The sequence below is a fragment of the Delftia sp. RIT313 genome, assembly GCF_000632165.1.
Lineage (GTDB): Bacteria > Pseudomonadota > Gammaproteobacteria > Burkholderiales > Burkholderiaceae_C > Comamonas > Comamonas acidovorans.
Window position 1 is genome coordinate 22,438 of sequence record NZ_JFYT01000063.1, and the last position, 16,339, is coordinate 38,776.

Genomic DNA, 16,339 nt, shown 5'->3' on the forward strand with positions numbered 1-16,339 from the left:
GTGCAGGTGCCCGTCAACGGGCCATGCGCCTACTTGCCCCAGGAGTCCTTGAGACCCGTTGCGCGGTTGAACACGGGCTTGCCCGGTGTGTGGTCCTTGCGGTCGGCCACGAAGTAGCCGAAGCGCTCGAACTGGAACTTGTCGTCAGGCTGAGCGTTGGCCAGCGAAGGCTCCACATAGGCGGTCACCACCTTGAGGCTGTCCGGGTTGAGCAGCGTCAGGAAGTCCTTGCCGCCCGCATCGGGCTGCGGGTCGGTGAACAGGCGGTCGTACAGGCGCACCTCGGCCTGCACGCCGTCGGCCACGCCCACCCAGGTGATGGCGGCCTTGACCTTGACGCTGTCCGCACCCGGCGTGCCGCTCTTGGTGTCGGGCACCACGGTGGCCAGCACCTTGGTGACGTTGCCCTCGGCATCCTTCTCGCAGCCCGTGCACTCGATCACGTAGCCGCCCTTCAGGCGAACCTTGTTGCCGGGGAACAGGCGCTTGTAGCCCTTGGGCGGCACTTCGGCGAAGTCCTCGCGCTCGATCCACACCTCGCGGCCCAGCGTGAAGCGGCGCACCGGCACCTGCTGGCCTTCGGCGGCGTGGGGCAGGGCGGGCAGCTCGCAGGCTTCCAGGTGCTCGGCGCTGCCGAAGACCTCGGCCCAGTTGGTCAGCTCCAGCTTGAGCGGGTCCAGGGCCACCATGCCGCGATGGGCCTGGTTCTCCAGGTCCTCGCGCAGGCAGCCTTCCAGCGTGGAGTAGTCGATCCAGGCGTAGTCCTTGGTCACGCCGATGCGCTCGCAGAAGGCCTGGATGCTCTGGGGCGTGTAGCCACGGCGGCGCAGGCCGACGATGGTGGGCATGCGCGGATCGTCCCAGCCGCTGACGATGCCGTTGTCCACCAGGTGCTTGAGCTTGCGCTTGCTGGTGATCACATAGGTCAGGTGCAGGCGCGAGAACTCGTACTGGCGCGGCTGCGGCGCGGCGATCAGGCCGCCTTCGCGCAGATGGTCCAGCAGCCAGTCGTAGAACGGGCGCTGGTCCTCGAACTCCAGCGTGCAGATGCTGTGGGTGATGTGCTCCAGCGCGTCCTCGATGGGATGGGCGAAGGTGTACATCGGGTAGATGCACCACTGGTTGCCGGTGTTGTGGTGCTCGGCATGGCGCACGCGGTAGATGGCGGGATCGCGCAGATTGATGTTGGGCGATGCCATGTCGATCTTTGCGCGCAGCACGGCAGCGCCATCGGGCAGCTTGCCGTCGCGCATTTCGCGAAAGCGCGCCAGGTTCTCGGCCACCGTGCGGCTGCGGAACGGGCTGTCCACGCCGGGGCGCGAGAAATCGCCGCGGTTGGCCTTCATGTCGTCGGCGCTTTGCTCGTCCACGTAGGCCAGGCCCTGCTCGATCAGGTACTCGGCTGCGCGGTACATGAAGTCGAAGTAGTTGCTGGCGAAGTACAGGTTCTCGTGGCCGTCGGCTTCCTTCCAGCCGAAGCCCAGCCAATGGACGGCATCGATGATGCTGTCCACGTACTCCTGGTCTTCCTTCTCGGGATTGGTGTCGTCGAAACGCAGGTGGCAGGCACCTTCGTAGTCGCGCGCCAGGCCGAAGTTCAGGCAGATGGCCTTGGCGTGGCCCACGTGCAGGTAGCCGTTGGGCTCGGGCGGGAAGCGTGTGCGGATCTTCGCCACGTCCACCTGGCCCTGGTTGTGGTGGTCGCCATCACCGGGGCTTCCACCCCAGCGGCGCTGGGCGTGGGTACCGTTGGCCAGGTCGGCCTCGATGATTTGGCGCAAAAAGTTACTCGGTTTGACCGGATCTTTGGAGATGGGGGAGGCGTCAGCAGAGCTCATCGCAGCATTGTAGGCGCCCGCCTGCAGACCCGCTCCGGACGGCTTTCGGACAGCCGCGCCAGCCAAGGGTTGAGGCATTTGGAAACAAACTTGTATAAAAGCCTGCCATCCGTAGACCCCTCTCGCGCGTTGAGAATGCAGGGCGTATGCCGTCCCCCTGTGCCAAAGTGCGGGAAGGCGGCACCAGCGGCAATGCCTGCCACGCCTGTCCAACTTCGAGGAGAGACACCATGACAACGACAGCTTCCCCGTGGGTTGCAAAAGCAGCAGCAGCCGGCCTGGCCCTGGCCGCCCTCATGGCTTCGGGCGCCGCCCAGGCCCGGGGCGATGTGCAATGGTCCATCAGCCTGAATTCGCCGGGCATGTATGGCCCGCCCGTCTATGTCGCGCCTGCCCCCGTCTATGTGGCACCGCCCCAGCCCATCTACTACGCGCCCCCGCCGCCGGTCTACTACGCGCCGCGCGCCGTCTACCGTGCTCCGCCCGTCGTGGTCGTTCCCGGCTATGGATACGGCTATGGTGGCGGCTACCGGGGTGGATACCGTGGCGAGTACCGCCATGGCCATGGCCACGGGCATGGCCACTGGCGCCGTTGATCTGAGCTGAACCGCGCTGAACCGACTCTTGCCGCCCCTTGGGGCGGCTTTTTCCGTGGTGCCTGCGCCAAGACCGGGCCTGGGATGGCCCGCATAATCCAGCCCGTTGGAAACCTGGAGTGTCCCCGCCGTGAAAACCGTCTATGTCCTCAATGGCCCGAACCTGAACCTGCTGGGCCTGCGTGAACCCGCCATCTATGGCTCCCAGACCCTGGCCGATGTGCGTGCGCTGTGCGAAGCCGCCTGCGCGCGCTACGGGCTGGGGCTGGAGTTCCGCCAGAGCAACCACGAAGGCGAACTGGTGGACTGGGTCCACGAAGCCGGCCGCGTGCACGCCGAAGGCCGCCTGGCCGGCCTGATCTTCAACGCCGCCGCCTACACCCACACCAGCGTGGCCCTGCTGGATGCCGTCAAGGGCACGGGCGTGCCGCTGGTGGAGCTGCACATCAGCAACGTGCATGCGCGCGAGAGCTTCCGCCACCACTCCTACCTGTCGGCCGCCGCGCGCGCCGTGATGTGCGGCTTTGGCGTGGCCGGCTATGGCCTGGCCATTGACGCCGTGGCCCAGTGGTGAATACGCCCGCCGCCATTGAGCGCCTGCGCGCCCAGGCGCGGCGCCTGACTACGCCGCTGTCTGCCGCGCAGCCCGAGGACGGGCACATGGTCTGGCATGTCTGGGGCGAGGCACGCGCGGGCGTGCTGCCCATCGTCATGCTGCACGGCGGCAGCGGCAGCTGGACGCACTGGCTGCGCTGCATGGACGCGCTGCTGGCCCAGGGGCGCCAGCTGTGGATACCCGACCTGCCCGGCTTCGGCGATTCCGACGGCGTGCCGGGCGGCCAGGATGCCGACACCCTGGTCGAGCCGCTGCGCCAGGGCCTGCGGCAACTGCTGGCCGATGACGGTGCGCCCGCCGCCCCGCTGTGTGATCTGGTCGGCTTCTCTTTTGGCGGCATGACGGCCGGCATGCTGGCCGCCGCCGACGGCACGCTGGCCCGGTGCCTGGTGCTGGCCGGGGCGCCCGGCATGGGCGTGGGCAAGGGCCTGGCCGTGCGGCTCAAGGGCTGGCGCCACCTGGCCACGCCCGAGGCGCAGGCCGTGGCCCATCGCTACAACCTGCAGGCGCTGATGCTGCATGACGCCAGCCTCATCGACGAGGACACGCTGGCCCTGCATGTGCTCAACGTGGAGCGTGACCGCCTTCCGCGCCGCCGCCTCTCGCACACCGACGTGCTGGCGCGTGCCCTGCAGGCCGTGGACGGCCCCGTATGGGCCATCTATGGCGAGCACGACGCGCTCTACCCGGGCCCGATGATGCAGGAGCTGGCCCAGGCCTTTGCACGCCATGCGCGCGACTTCCGCGGCCTGGCGCTGGTGCCCGGCGCGGGCCACTGGGTCATGCATGAGCGTCCCGATGCCTTTGTGGCGGCATTGACCGCTGCGCTGGATGCCTGAGCGCATGCGGCCCATCGAGCTGCACGAGGTGCAGTGGACCGCCATGCGCGCCCAGGGCGCAGGCGGCCAGAACGTGAACAAGGTCTCCAGCGCCGTGCACCTGCGCTTTGACGTGCGCGCCTCGCGCCTGCCCGAGGCCGTGCAGCAGCGCCTGCTGGCCCTGCGCGACGGCCGCATCACCAACGAGGGCGTGGTCGTCATCAAGGCACAGCAACACCGTACGCAGGAGCAGAACCTGCGCGCCGCGCTGCAGCGGCTCAACGTGCTGGTGGCCGCCGCCTATCCCGAGCCCATCCTGCGCCGCGCCACCCGGCCCACGCTGGGGTCGCAGCGGCGCCGCCTGGAAAGCAAGAGCCGGCACGGCGCCACCAAGGCCCTGCGCGGGCGCCCGCGCGACGATTGATTCGGATTGGCCCGGCCAGCGCAACAATGTGTGCTGCCGCTGGCGGCTTGGCGCGGCGCCCGGGCGTCCCTACATTAGGGGAATGCAAGACTCCCACGCTCCCCACTCTCCCCGGGTTTCCTCCGCTGCCGGTGCCCGGCTGCCCGTGCTCTATATCTCCCACGGCTCGCCCATGTTCGCGCTGGAGCCGGGTGAAACCGGCCCCGTGCTCGCGCAATGGGGCAGGGCGCTGCGCCAGGCCCACGGCCCGCTGCGCGGCGTGGTCGTCATGTCGCCGCACTGGATGTCGCAGGGCGTGGAAGTCATGACCGGTGCCACGCCCTCCACCTGGCACGACTTCGGCGGCTTTCCGCCCGCGCTCTACGAACTGCAATACCCGGCCCCCGGCGCGCCGCAACTGGCGCAGGAAGTCATGGACCGCCTGCAGGCCGCAGGCATTGCCGCCAGCGCCAACGCGCAGCGGCCCTTCGACCACGGCGCCTGGGTGCCGTTGATGCATTTGCTGCCGGATGCCGACCTGCCCGTGGTGCAGCTGTCCCTGCCCGCCTCGGCCGGGCCGGCCGAAACCCATGCGCTGGGCGCAGCCCTGGCGGGCTTGCGCGATGAGGGCGTGCTCATCGTTGGCTCCGGCAGCATGACGCATAACCTGGGCGAATTCCGGGGCGGCACGGGCGAGACCACGGTGCGTGTGGACGACGCCGTGCAGGCCCTGCGCAGCCAGGATGGCCTGCAGGACGACCATGCCGTCGGCGGCTCCAGCGCCTCCTCGCCCTACGTGCAGGATTTCAGCCGCTGGATCGAATCGCGCCTGCAGGCACAGGACCTGCCCGCGCTGCTGGACTACCGCGCCCGCGCGCCTTCGGCCCGGCGCGCCCATCCCAGCGAAGAGCACTTCATGCCGCTGTACTTCGCGCTGGGCGCGGCCGGCGCGACAGCGCGGCCACGGTATCTGAGCCGCGAAGTCATGTATTCCATCCTGGCCATGGATGCGATGGCCTTCGAGGACGCGCAGGCGGCATAACCTCCTGCTGCCGCGGACTTGGCGAGGCGCCACAATGGCGCGTTGCCCGGGACCACCCCGGTCCTGGAAATCGCTAAAAAACCAAGGAGTCCGTGATGATCGACCTGCCTCTGGTGGCGCTGGAGCGCCCCGCACAACCCGCACCGGGGCAGCAGCCCTGGCTGCTGGTGCTCATGCATGGCGTTGGCAGCAATGAGCAGGATCTGTTCGGCCTCGCATCGTTCGTGCCGCCGCAGTTCCACGTGCTCAGCCTGCGCGCTCCGTTTTCCATGGGTCCCTCAGCCCATGCCTGGTTCCAGTTCACGGTGGATGCCAACGGCACGCGCCACATCCACGCATCGCAGGAAGAGCACAGCCGCGCCCTGGTGGCCCAGACCGTGCAGCAGGCCGGAGCGCGGCTGGACATCCCTGCCCAGCGAACCGTGGCGGGCGGCTTCAGCCAGGGCGGCATCATGGCGCTCAGCCTGCTGCTGACCCAGCCCGCGCTGCTGCGCGCCGCCATGTGCTGGCACAGCCGCCTGCTGCCCGAGGCCTTGCCGCACCAGGCCCCTGATGCGGCCTTTGACGGCAAGTCGCTCTGGGTCAGCCACGGCACCTACGACAACGTCATTCCGCTGACCAGCGCCCACGCCATTCGCAGCCACGTGCAGCGCCTGCCGCTGCAACTGAGCTACCACGAGTACCCGAGCATGCACGAAATCCGCCCTGACGAGCTGCAGGCCGCCATGGCCTGGCTCCAGGATCTGGGCACGCAGGGCTGAGACGGCCGGGTAAGCCGGGTAACGCCTTGTTGCCTGGCGCGCCCGATGGCCTGTGCAGGCAGCGGGGCGGCTTATAAACACAAGGCAGGGGCCGGTGTCAGCAAAGCCGGGGAACCCTGGTTGTGCTTTGCTGTCGCACGTCCTGCGGCAACTGAGCTGCCAGCCCCTGCCCAAGCCAAAGGACCCATCCATGCCAGAACGCGATCCCCAAGACTTCCGCCCCCGCGCCAGATCCTCCGGCCCATCGGCTTTCGGCATCGCCGCAGCGGTGCTGGCGGCTGCCGCCCTGGGGGGCGCGGCCTGGTGGTACTGGTGGCGTCCCGCCGCCGTGCCCGAGGCGCCGCCGGAAGTGGCGCAGGCGCCCGCCCAGTCCACCCAGCCCTCCGAACCTGAACCCGTCCCCGCGCCCGAGCTGACCGAGCCCCAGAACCCTGTCGATGCGCTGGAGCAGCCCGCCTCCGGCCTGCCCGCGCTGCAGGACTCCGACGCCCATGTCACCCAGGCCCTCAACGGCCTGCTGGGCCGTGACAAGGCAGGCAGCTTTCTGCAGATGGACGGCTTTGTGCGCCGCGCCGTGGCCACCGTGGACAACCTGACCCGTTCCCAGGCCCCTGCACGGCTTTGGCCCGTGCACCCGGCGCCTCAGCGTTTCACGGTGGAGGGCGCGGCAGAGGCGGGGGAGGCGCAGGCCATCGCCCCCGCCAACGCCGCACGCTACAAGGCCTTTGTGACCTTTGCCGAGTCCATTCCCATGGACGGGGCCGTCAAGCTCTATGCCCGGCTGTACCCCCTGTTCCAGACCGCCTATGAAGACCTGGGCTATCCCAGCCGCTATTTCAACGATCGCCTCATTGCCGTCATAGACCACCTGCGCGCCGCGCCCGAGCCTGCAGGCCCGGTGCAGGTACGGCTGACCAAGGTGGAGGGCGAGGTGCCCTCCATCCAGCCCTGGGTGCGCTACGAGTACGCCGACCCTGAGCTGCAGGCCCTGTCCAGCGGACAGAAGATGCTGGTGCGCGTGGGCCTGGACAACGAGCGCCGCCTCAAGGCCGTGCTGGGCGAGCTGCGCCGCCGCATCGCCACCGGCGAGATGGCCAAGCCTGCGGGCTGAGTCGAGGGTCGGATCAACCCGCCGCAGGCAGGGGCAGGGCGGTTTTGTACCGCACCTGCTTGAGCGTGAAGCTGGAGCGGATCTTCTCTATGCCCGGAATCGGGGTGAGCTGCTCCACGATGAAGCGCTCCAGCGCGCCGATGTCGGCCAGCGCCACGCGGATCAGATAGTCGGCGTCGCCGCTCATCAGGTAGCACTCCATGACCTCGTCGTGCTCGGCAATGCGGCGCTCGAAGTCGGCCAGCGATTCCTTGGCCTGCGACTTGAGGCTGATGTTGATGAACACATTCAGCCCCAGCCCCAGCGCCGACGCATTGGCCAGCGCCACATAGCGCGCGATCACGCCGGCCTTCTCCAGTGCCTTGACGCGCGCCAGGCATGGCGAAGGCGACAGATGCACGCGCCGCGCCAGTTCCACGTTGGACAGCGAGCCGTCCGTTTGCAACTCGGCCAGAATGCGCAAGTCGATGGTGTCCAGTTTCATGTGCTGGATTTTATGTAAATACCGGCATGAAATGCTGGAATATGGCGTTTTCCTTATCCATGAACGGCTGCTCATGCCGGCCTGCCAGTCCTAAAGTGGCGGACATGAACGCACCCACGCCACTGGCCGCGCTGGCCGATATCGATACCGATCCCCAGGAAACCGCCGAATGGCGCGAGGCCTTTCTGGCCCTGGTCGCCACAGAAGGTCCGCAGCGCGCGCGCTTCGTGCTGGAAGAGCTGGCGCGCATGGCGCGCGAGCAGCGCCTGGGCTGGCAGCCTGACCTGAACACGCCCTATGTGAACACCGTGGCGGCGCAGCAGCAGCCGGTGTTTCCGGGCGACCTGGCCATCGAGGAGCGGCTGGCGTCCATCATGCGCTGGAACGCGCTGGCCATGGTGGTGCGCGCCAACCAGGCCTATGGCGAGCTGGGCGGCCATATTGCCAGCTATGCCAGCGCGGCCGACCTGTTCGAGACCGGGTTCAATCATTTCTTCCATGCCCGGGAGGGACTTGAGCCGGGCCAGCACCGGGGCGACCTGGTGTTCTTTCAGCCGCACAGCGCGCCCGGCGTGTATGCGCGGGCCTTCCTGGAAGGGCGGTTGACCGAGCAGGACCTGCAGCACTACCGCCAGGAGATCAGCGCGCCGGCCGCTGGCGCGCAAGGCCTGTCCAGCTATCCCCATCCCTGGCTGATGCCCGATTTCTGGCAGTTCCCGACGGGCTCCATGGGCATTGGCCCCATCAGCAGCATCTACCACGCGCGCTTCATGCGCTATCTCACGCACCGCCGCCTGCTGGACTGCCAGGAACGCAAGGTCTGGGGCGTGTTCGGCGACGGCGAGATGGACGAACCCGAAAGCATGAGCGCTCTCACGCTGGCCGCGCGCGAGGGGCTGGACAACCTGGTCTGGGTGGTCAACTGCAATCTGCAGCGGCTGGACGGCCCGGTGCGCGGCAACGGCCGCATCGTCGATGAGCTGGAGCGGCTGTTTGCCGGCGCGGGCTGGAACGTGGTCAAGCTGCTGTGGGGCAGCGACTGGGACGGGCTGTTTGCGCGCGACCTCACCGGCACCCTGGCACGCACGCTGGGCGGCACGGTGGACGGGCAGATGCAGACCTTCGCCGCCAAGGACGGACGCTACAACCGCGAGCATTTCTTCGGACAGAACCCCGAGCTCGCCGCCCTGGCCCAGGGTCTGACGGACGAGCAGATCGACCGCTTGAAGCGCGGCGGCCATGACCTGGTGAAGATCCATGCGGCCTATGCAGCGGCTGCCGCCCATCGCGGCCAGCCCACGGTGATCCTTGCCCATACCAAGAAGGGCTACGGCATGGGATCGGCCGGGCAGGGCAAGATGACCACGCACAGCCAGAAGAAGCTGGACGAGTCCGACCTGATCGAGTTCCGCAACCGCTTCAACCTGCCGCTCAGTGACGAGCAGGCCAAGGGCCTGGCCTTCCATAAACCTGCCGATGACAGCGCCGAGATGCAGTACCTGCGCGATCGCCGCACGGCCCTGGGCGGCGCACTGCCGCGCCGTGAAACGGTGTGCGACCGCGTGCCCGTGCCCGGCCTGGAGCAGTACGCGCAGTTCGCGCTGGCGCCTGCCGGCAAGGAGATGAGCACCACCATGGCCTTCGTGCGCATGCTGGGCGGCCTGCTCAAGGACGCGCAGCTGGGTCCGCGCATCGTGCCCATCGTGGCGGACGAGGCGCGCACCTTCGGCATGGCCAACCTGTTCAAGCAGGTGGGCATCTACAGCAGCCTGGGGCAGCGCTACGCGCCCGAGGACATCGGCTCCGTGCTGTCCTACCGCGAGGCACTGGACGGCCAGATCCTGGAGGAGGGCATCAGCGAGGCCGGCGCCATCGCCAGCTGGACGGCGGCGGCCACCAGCTACAGCGTGCACGGCCTGGCCATGCTGCCGTTCTACATCTACTACTCCATGTTCGGCTTCCAGCGCGTGGGCGACGCCATCTGGGCGGCGGCCGACCAGCGGGCGCGCGGCTTTCTGCTGGGCGCCACCTCGGGCCGCACCACGCTGGGCGGAGAAGGCCTGCAGCACCAGGACGGCTCCAGCCATCTGGTGGCGGCCACCATTCCCAACTGCAAGGCCTGGGACCCCGCGCATGCGGGCGAACTGGCCGTGATCCTGGACGCCGGCATGCGCGAGATGCTGGTGGAGCAGCGCGACGTTTTCTACTACATCACCCTGATGAACGAGAACTACGCCCAGCCCGACCTGCCACCGGGCGCGGCCGAAGGCGTGCTGCGCGGCGGCTATGTGTTCGGCCGCTTTGGCGATGCGGGCCGTGCCACGCAGCATGTCACCTTGCTGGGATCGGGTGCCATCCTCACCGAAGTGCTCAAGGCCGCCGAGCAATTGGCCGGCGAGGGCATGGCCGCCACCGTGGTCAGCGTGACCAGCTGGAGCGAACTGGCGCGCGATGGCGTGGCCTGCGAGCAGCGCATGCTGGCAGGTGAGGCACCTGGCCAGCCCTGGATCGCCCAACTGCTGGACGGCACGCAGGGCCCGGTGATTGCCGCCACCGACTATGTGCGCGCCGTGCCCGAGACCGTGCGCGCCTTCCTGCCCGCAGGCAGGCGATTCCTCACCCTGGGCACGGACGGCTTTGGCCGAAGTGACACGCGTGCCGCGTTGCGCGGCCACTTTGGCGTGGACGCGCACAGCGTGGCGCAGGCGGCGCGCCGCTGCAGCCAGGCGGCCTGAGCCCGGCGGGCGAGCCGCCACCCCATACACTGACGGATACACCGACGGTGAAATCAGCGGCCCCTTGCGGGCCGCTTTTTCGTGCGCGCCCGAGGAGGCTGCGCGCGCTTTTTCCTTGCATTGATTAAGCCCGCGTTAAATGCGCTATTGGCTTATCGTTTTCGTCGGCTTGCATGGAAAAAATAGGGAGATACCACTAGAATTCGTATATATAAGAAGATATTGCGCAAAGAGATGATCATTTGCTGCAATGGCTGCAGGTGTTGGGTTGAATATCTCGTCAATATCCGTTTTTCCTCTTTCAATAATAATTCATTTCAGTGGATCGAAGACGATGAAACTCTCGCTCAAGCAAGGCCTGCTGTGCGTGGCCGCGCTGTCGGCCGCCGCCTGGCAACTGGCCATTTCGGCGCCGGCGCCCGGAGTGGACCATGCGCAAATGCCACAAATCATTGATGACCTGCCTGCCGATTACGCAGCGGACCTGACGGTGGAGCAAAGAAATCTGGTCGATCGCGGCAGATATATCGCACGCCTGGGAGATTGCGTTGCCTGCCACACCGGCAATAAATCCCAGCCCATGGGTGGTGGGCTGGCGCTGGAGACGCCATTCGGCAAGATATATTCCACCAATATCTCGCCCGACGCCGATACGGGCATGGGCAAATACAGCTTCGAGCAGTTCGACCGCGCCATGCGCAAGGGCGTCGCGGCCGATGGCCGCAACATGTACCCGGCCATGCCCTATCCCTCCTACGCCAAGATGACGGCCGAGGACATGCAGGCCCTGTACGCCTATCTGCTGCAGGGCGTGGCGCCCGTGAAGGCGGCCAACAAGGAGTCCGACCTGGGCTTTCCCTTCAACCAGCGCTGGGGCCTGGCGCTGTGGAACTGGGTGTTTCTGGATGACACGCCCTTCCAGCCCCAGCCGCAGCAAACTGCCCAGTGGAACCGGGGTGCCTACCTGGTGCAGGGCCTGGGCCACTGCGGCGCCTGCCATACGCCGCGCGGCGTGGGCTTCCAGGAAAAGACCATGACCGGCGAGGGCAGCAAGGGCGAGTATTTCCTGGCCGGCGAGACCGTGGAGAACTGGCGCGCGCTGAGCCTGCGCAATCTGTGGACACCCGAGGAAACCGCCCAGTTGCTCAAGACCGGGCGCAACAGCCACGGCACGGTCTCCGGCAACATGGTCGATGTGGTGCAGCACAGCACGCAGTACATGAGCGATGCGGACCTGCTGGCCATTGGCACTTATCTGAAGTCGCTGCCCGCAGGCAAGAACGATCTGCCCATGCAGGTGGCCCAGGGGCCGGGGCCGGTCATCGCCCCGCATCCGGCGCCGCAGGCCTCCGGGCATGCGCCGTCCGCCACGTCGGCAGTGTCTTCCGACGTGCCTGCCGATCTCTACGCCAGCCGGGGCGGCCTGGGCTATCTGCAGTTCTGCGCCGACTGCCACCGTGCCGATGGCGGTGGCGTGAAGGACGTGTTCCCGCCACTGGCCGGCAATTTCTCGCTGCAGTCGCAGGACCCGTCCACGCTGATCCATCTGATGCTGGTGGGCTGGAAGGCTCCCGTCACGCAAAGCCATGCACGGCCGCTGACCATGCCGGCCTTCGCACAGCTCAAAGATGCGGAGATCGCCGACATCCTCAACTTCGCCCGCAAGAGCTGGGGCCGTGCCGATGCGCGCGAGATCCATGCCAAGGAGGTGCAATCCATGCGCAAGCAGGTCGACGCCAAGGGCGAAAGCGCACGCCCCTTCGAGACGCCGCGCCTGGCCGCCATGCTGGACGAATCCAACGCGAAGCAACTGGTCTACGGCGCCCGCCTGAACATAGAGACGCGTGACCTGCTGCCCAGGAATGTGGGCAATGCGCTGAACTGCGCCAGCTGCCACCTGAACGCGGGCACGGTGGCCGATGGTTCGCCCTACATCGGTGTCTCGGCCTTCTTCCCCGGCTATGCGCCGCGCGCGGGCCGCGTCATCACGCTGGAGGACCGCATCAATGGCTGCTTCCTGCGCTCCATGAACGGCAAGCCGCTGCCGCTGGAGTCCGACGAGATCAAGGCCATGGTGGCCTACTTCGACTGGATGCGCCGCGAAACCAAACCCGAAGACAAGGTCGAAGGCCGGGGCGTGGGCAAGATCAGCCAGTCCATCGTGCCTAACGTGGACAACGGCAAGAAGGTCTATGCGGCCCAGTGCGCGGTCTGCCATGGCGGCGAGGGCGAGGGCGTGAAGAATGCCAAGGGCCAGTGGGTCTATCCGCCGCTGTGGGGTGACGAGTCCTTCAACATCGGCGCGGGCATGGCGCGCACCTACACGGCAGCGGCCTTCGTCAAGCGCAACATGCCCATCGCCTTCCATGGCAACTTCCCGCTGGGCCAGGGCGGCCTCAGCGACCAGGAGGCCGTGGATGTGGCCGAGTACTTCAGCCACCAGCCGCGCCCGGACTTTGCCAACAAGCACAAGGACTGGCCCAAGGACAAGAAGCCGGCCGATGCGCGGTACTGAGATGCAGAGGTACTGAGGTACTGAGGTACTGATTAAATCCTGAAAACACAAGGCCCGGCGCTGGATTCCCCGCGCCGGGCCTTGTGCTTCTTGCGTACGTGTCGCGCCTGGTTTCCCGGGCTTCAGTCGTCCACGCCGATCATCACGGACGAGGCCTTGATCACGCCATAGGCCTTGGCGCCTTCCTTGAGGCCCAGCGCATCGGCCGAATTGCTGGTGATGCTCGAAGTGATCTGGATGCCGGGGGCGATCTCCAGCGTCACTTCCGTGCTGACCGGACCCCGGACGATGGAAACGACCGTGCCCGAAAGCACATTGCGCGCGCTGATCTTCATGCTGGACTCCTGATGGATGTGCAAAGACCGGATGTTAGTCCGCGCCACGCGGCACCATCAACTGTGGCGCAGGCAAAAGTGTGATGCGCTGGTGGTGCGGGTTCCCGCGTCGGGCGGTGCCAACTCGCGCGCCACGGTGGCCGCGAAGCTGGCCAGGCTGGCCGTGCGCAGCGCGATGAAGGGCACGCCATGCCGCTCGCTGAGGCGCTTGAGGTTGACCACGGAATCATGGTCCACGCAGTCCACGGGGAACACCACCAGGTCGACGCGGGGCAGCTGCGCGGCCAGCAGGCCCTTGCGCGTTTCCAGTCCGCCGTCGTGGTGCAGGAATTCGCCGCCATGGCGCTGTACATGGTCGCGTATGGCAGGGGTGGAGCTGGGGCGCCCGCCCACGTAGAGCAGCTTGCGGCCCTGCAGCGCCTGCTGCTGCGCGGCATCGGGGGCCTGGGGCTGGGTGGCGGCGCGATGCAGTTCCTTTTCGGCGGCGGCCAGTTCCTCGGCCAGCCATTGCACGCGCTGCTGCAATTGCTCGGCCATCTGCTGCAGGCGGCCAGCCTCGGCCCAGGCCTGTTCGGCAGCGCGTTCTGCACGCTCGCGCCGTTCGGTGTGCATGCCCACCAGGGCGCCGGCATCGGCGGGGCGGGTCTCGCCCCCCGGGGCGGCCCCCGCCCTGAGTTGCGACGGGCGGGCTTCGAAGTCCAGGGACTGCTGGCGCAGCTGGCCGGCCAGCGCATCACGTTCGAGCTGGGATTGGTGGTGGCGCTGGCGTTCGCGTTCCAGCTTGTCCTGCAGTTCCAGGTTTTCCTTTTCCAGTGCCACGAAGCGCTTGAGTTCATGCCGGTTGGCCGATCCCATCAGGTGCGACAGCATGTGCACCTCGCCAAAGGCCATTTGCCGCAGCGCAAAGCTGGTGCACTTGTGCGTGAGCAGGGCCCAGTAGGCGCCCGGAATCTCGCCCTGCTGCCAGGCCTGCTTCCACGCGGCCTCCAGTGCAGCCTCGTCCTGGGCGGCGGCAAAGCCCTTGATCACGGCGGCATGGCGCTGGTCCAGCGCCTTGTGGATGGCCTTGGACAGGTCGCCGTTCTCATGCGCCAGGCCCACGGCCTGGTGGTGCAGTTCCAGGTCGGTCTTGCCCTTGATATCCATGTGCCTGCCCATCAGCTTGCGCAGCTCGGCCGGGCTCAGGCAGGTGCCTATCACCGAGCAGTGCAGATGCGTGTCCAGCTGATAGAGCCGGGTGCGCGCCTGGGCGTGCGCTGCGCCGCCATGCTCTTCGCGGACATGGTCGTGCCCGCAGCACTGGCCGTCCCCGGACTGCAACGCGCCTGCCGACACGGCGGCGCCCAGGGCGGCCATGCCGCCTGCGCTGAGTTTGAAGGGGGGCGTCAACATCGGAAGGCCTCTCATGGATGGGCTGGTGCAGTTCGTAATATATGATGAAGCATAGCGTATGCGTGCATGAAGACTTCAAAGTTGACCGAGGCTTCGGTCCGGGTGCGCGGCATGCTCTGGCTGCACCGCAGCATTCGCGGAGCGGCCATCCAGGATTTTTCCCTGCCATGCATATCTACATCTTCGACATAGACGGAACCCTCACGGACAGCGTTGCCGCGCACCAGCGCTGCTTTGGCGCAGCCTTTCGCGCCATTGGCATGCGGGAGGTGGACGAGAACTGGGGCGGCTACCGCCACCACACGGATTCAGGCATCTTCCGCGAAGCCTTCGCGCGTGCCCACAGCCGCGAAGCGTCCGTCGAGGACGAGGCCCGCTTTGTCAGCGCCCTGGTCCGCGAATGGGAAAAGGTTCCTGCCCAGGTGCAGGAGATTGCCGGCGCCGCGGACTTCATGGCCAAGCTGGCCGAGTCCGGCCAGATACGGTTTGCCTTTGCCACGGGTTCCTATCGGCATTTGGCGCAAGCCAAGCTGGCGGCGGCGGGCATTGCCTGCCCCGAGCGCTCGCTGGTGACAGCCAGCGAATTCGCCACGCGCGAGGAAATCGTCAGCGCAGCCATCGCTGCCGCCAGCGCTGGCCGAGATGCATCGCAGATCACATCGGTCGTTTCCTTCGGCGACGGGCTTTGGGATCTGCACACCGCAAGGCAACTGCGGCTGCAATTCGTGGGTGTGGGCGCGGGTGCCAAGGCCGAGCTGCTGAAGAACGCGGGAGCCGAGGTGGTCGCCACGGACTTCCGCCACCTGGTCCACATGCTGTCCGTGCCCGAGACGGTCTAGGTGCTGGTGGTCTGAAGGGGGCTTGGGCTCAGGCCACGCGCTGCAAAAGTACGGGCACGGAAGACGCCAGCAGGGCCACGCCGGACAGGCACAGCAGGCCCAGCACGATCTGCCGGAACCGTGCCTCGCTGATACCGATATAGAGCCTGGAGCCCAGCAGCGATGGAATGAGCATGGCCGGCGCCACGATGGCGAACAGCGGCAGCATGCTGCGCGTGACCATGCCGGTGCCCAGGTAGGTGGCCATGGTCACGGCCAGCATGGACAGGTTGAAGTTCTGGATGACCGAGCGCTGCTCATCCTTGGGGTAGCCGCGCAGCGTGCACCACAGCGTGGGCAGCGTGCCCGTGAAGCCGCCCAGTCCGCCCATCACGCCGCCCGCCAGGCCCACGGCGCCGTCTGCCACCCGGCCGCCGCGCGCCAGCCTGGGCAGCCGGGCCGACAGCAGCATTACCGGGCACCACAGCACCAGCATGCCGCCCAGCAGGGCCTTGAACCAGGCCATGTCCAGGTGCGGCAGCAGCAAGACGCCCAGCGGAATGCCGGCAAGCCCGCCCAGGATGAAGGGCAGCAGCTTTGCCAGCGCAAACCCGCGCCGCACGGTGATGGCCGACAGCACCTGGCCCAGCAGCGAGCCGAAGACGGTGAGCACGGCCGCATCGCGCGGCTCCAGCACCCAGGCCCAGAACGACATGGCCACCATGCCGAAGGCGAAGCCCGACAGGCCCTGCACGAATCCGGCCGCCGCCGCGCCCAGCGCGATGATGAAAAACATGCCATCCATGGTCTGCCTGGTCCTTTCGTTTTGGGTGTGCAAGACGCAGGAATTCTGGAACGCATGCATAAGCAGAAAT

General features: G+C 67.3%; 15 protein-coding genes. 10 read left to right on the top strand and 5 right to left on the bottom strand.

The genetic code is table 11. From position 1 onward, the window contains the following. Positions 1–29 precede the first annotated feature (29 nt). A complete protein-coding gene (locus BW39_RS19530) occupies positions 30–1,838 on the bottom strand; it encodes a glutamine--tRNA ligase/YqeY domain fusion protein (protein ID WP_043823783.1) in 1,809 nt (602 codons plus the stop codon). Positions 1,839–2,068: 230 nt separating this feature from the next. On the opposite strand from BW39_RS19530, the gene BW39_RS19535 reads away from it, so the two are divergent. The 7 genes from BW39_RS19535 to BW39_RS19565 all read left to right on the top strand — a co-directional run bounded on the left by BW39_RS19535 (position 2,069) and on the right by BW39_RS19565 (position 7,185). After that, positions 2,069–2,434: a hypothetical protein gene (locus BW39_RS19535; RefSeq protein WP_043823784.1), complete on the top strand. Its 366-nt coding sequence runs from the start codon at positions 2,069–2,071 to the stop codon at positions 2,432–2,434. Positions 2,435–2,564: 130 nt separating this feature from the next. Then, positions 2,565–3,008, top strand: coding sequence for a type II 3-dehydroquinate dehydratase (aroQ, locus tag BW39_RS19540; protein WP_012204410.1), 444 nt, complete (start codon positions 2,565–2,567; stop codon positions 3,006–3,008). Continuing rightward, complete coding sequence (locus tag BW39_RS19545) at positions 3,005–3,889, top strand: alpha/beta fold hydrolase (protein WP_043823795.1); 885 nt, start codon at positions 3,005–3,007, stop codon at positions 3,887–3,889. The genes aroQ and BW39_RS19545 overlap by 4 nt, the downstream gene beginning before the upstream one ends. Further along, positions 3,882–4,292 carry an alternative ribosome rescue aminoacyl-tRNA hydrolase ArfB gene (gene arfB / locus BW39_RS19550; protein ID WP_017405644.1) on the top strand — a complete coding sequence of 137 codons (411 nt, stop codon included), beginning with the start codon at positions 3,882–3,884 and terminating at the stop codon, positions 4,290–4,292. The genes BW39_RS19545 and arfB overlap by 8 nt, the downstream gene beginning before the upstream one ends. 82 nt (positions 4,293–4,374) lie before the next feature. Then, positions 4,375–5,313 (top strand): dioxygenase family protein, encoded by a 939-nt coding sequence (locus tag BW39_RS19555; RefSeq protein WP_043823785.1) that lies wholly within the window; start codon positions 4,375–4,377, stop codon positions 5,311–5,313. Positions 5,314–5,408: 95 nt separating this feature from the next. Further along, positions 5,409–6,074: an alpha/beta hydrolase gene (locus BW39_RS19560; protein WP_013803384.1), complete on the top strand. Its 666-nt coding sequence runs from the start codon at positions 5,409–5,411 to the stop codon at positions 6,072–6,074. A gap of 190 nt (positions 6,075–6,264) precedes the next feature. Beyond that, positions 6,265–7,185: a DUF3014 domain-containing protein gene (locus tag BW39_RS19565; RefSeq protein ID WP_043823796.1), complete on the top strand. Its 921-nt coding sequence runs from the start codon at positions 6,265–6,267 to the stop codon at positions 7,183–7,185. A 13-nt stretch (positions 7,186–7,198) separates the two neighbouring features. Here BW39_RS19565 and BW39_RS19570 read toward each other — a convergent pair whose 3' ends face one another. After that, positions 7,199–7,669 (bottom strand): Lrp/AsnC family transcriptional regulator, encoded by a 471-nt coding sequence (locus BW39_RS19570; RefSeq protein WP_012204416.1) that lies wholly within the window; start codon positions 7,667–7,669, stop codon positions 7,199–7,201. Positions 7,670–7,773: 104 nt separating this feature from the next. On the opposite strand from BW39_RS19570, the gene mdeB reads away from it, so the two are divergent. Next, positions 7,774–10,404 (top strand): alpha-ketoglutarate dehydrogenase, encoded by a 2,631-nt coding sequence (gene mdeB, locus BW39_RS19575; RefSeq protein WP_043823786.1) that lies wholly within the window; start codon positions 7,774–7,776, stop codon positions 10,402–10,404. Positions 10,405–10,738: 334 nt separating this feature from the next. Further along, positions 10,739–12,919, top strand: coding sequence for a c-type cytochrome (locus tag BW39_RS19580; protein WP_043823787.1), 2,181 nt, complete (start codon positions 10,739–10,741; stop codon positions 12,917–12,919). A 122-nt stretch (positions 12,920–13,041) separates the two neighbouring features. On the opposite strand, the gene BW39_RS19585 is transcribed toward BW39_RS19580, so the two are convergent. Continuing rightward, complete coding sequence (locus BW39_RS19585) at positions 13,042–13,254, bottom strand: TOBE domain-containing protein (RefSeq protein WP_043823788.1); 213 nt, start codon at positions 13,252–13,254, stop codon at positions 13,042–13,044. A gap of 57 nt (positions 13,255–13,311) precedes the next feature. Then, entirely contained in the window at positions 13,312–14,646 is a 1,335-nt protein-coding gene (locus BW39_RS19590; protein ID WP_043823789.1) for a DUF2325 domain-containing protein, read from the bottom strand. A 167-nt stretch (positions 14,647–14,813) separates the two neighbouring features. Between BW39_RS19590 and BW39_RS19595 the strand changes: the two genes are divergently transcribed. Further along, positions 14,814–15,485, top strand: a complete 672-nt coding sequence (locus BW39_RS19595) for an HAD family hydrolase (RefSeq protein WP_043823790.1) — start codon at positions 14,814–14,816, stop codon at positions 15,483–15,485. 28 nt (positions 15,486–15,513) lie between these two features. Here the strand turns inward: BW39_RS19595 and BW39_RS19600 are convergent, their stop codons facing one another. Next, positions 15,514–16,269 carry a sulfite exporter TauE/SafE family protein gene (locus BW39_RS19600; protein WP_225614328.1) on the bottom strand — a complete coding sequence of 252 codons (756 nt, stop codon included), beginning with the start codon at positions 16,267–16,269 and terminating at the stop codon, positions 15,514–15,516. Between the last annotated feature and the right edge of the window lie 70 nt (positions 16,270–16,339).

Bases quoted from the DNA above. Each gene is read 5' to 3' on its own strand.
- mdeB (WP_043823786.1), top strand. From the start codon at position 7,774: ATGAACGCACCCACGCCACTGGCCGCGCTGGCCGATATCGATACCGAT.
- BW39_RS19530 (WP_043823783.1), bottom strand. From the start codon at position 1,838: ATGAGCTCTGCTGACGCCTCCCCCATCTCCAAAGATCCGGTCAAACCG.
- BW39_RS19585 (WP_043823788.1), bottom strand. From the start codon at position 13,254: ATGAAGATCAGCGCGCGCAATGTGCTTTCGGGCACGGTCGTTTCCATC.
- arfB (WP_017405644.1), top strand. From the start codon at position 3,882: ATGCCTGAGCGCATGCGGCCCATCGAGCTGCACGAGGTGCAGTGGACC.
- BW39_RS19570 (WP_012204416.1), bottom strand. From the start codon at position 7,669: ATGAAACTGGACACCATCGACTTGCGCATTCTGGCCGAGTTGCAAACG.
- BW39_RS19555 (WP_043823785.1), top strand. From the start codon at position 4,375: ATGCAAGACTCCCACGCTCCCCACTCTCCCCGGGTTTCCTCCGCTGCC.
- BW39_RS19600 (WP_225614328.1), bottom strand. From the start codon at position 16,269: ATGGATGGCATGTTTTTCATCATCGCGCTGGGCGCGGCGGCGGCCGGA.
- BW39_RS19560 (WP_013803384.1), top strand. From the start codon at position 5,409: ATGATCGACCTGCCTCTGGTGGCGCTGGAGCGCCCCGCACAACCCGCA.
- BW39_RS19535 (WP_043823784.1), top strand. From the start codon at position 2,069: ATGACAACGACAGCTTCCCCGTGGGTTGCAAAAGCAGCAGCAGCCGGC.
- BW39_RS19580 (WP_043823787.1), top strand. From the start codon at position 10,739: ATGAAACTCTCGCTCAAGCAAGGCCTGCTGTGCGTGGCCGCGCTGTCG.
- BW39_RS19590 (WP_043823789.1), bottom strand. From the start codon at position 14,646: ATGTTGACGCCCCCCTTCAAACTCAGCGCAGGCGGCATGGCCGCCCTG.
- BW39_RS19565 (WP_043823796.1), top strand. From the start codon at position 6,265: ATGCCAGAACGCGATCCCCAAGACTTCCGCCCCCGCGCCAGATCCTCC.
- BW39_RS19595 (WP_043823790.1), top strand. From the start codon at position 14,814: ATGCATATCTACATCTTCGACATAGACGGAACCCTCACGGACAGCGTT.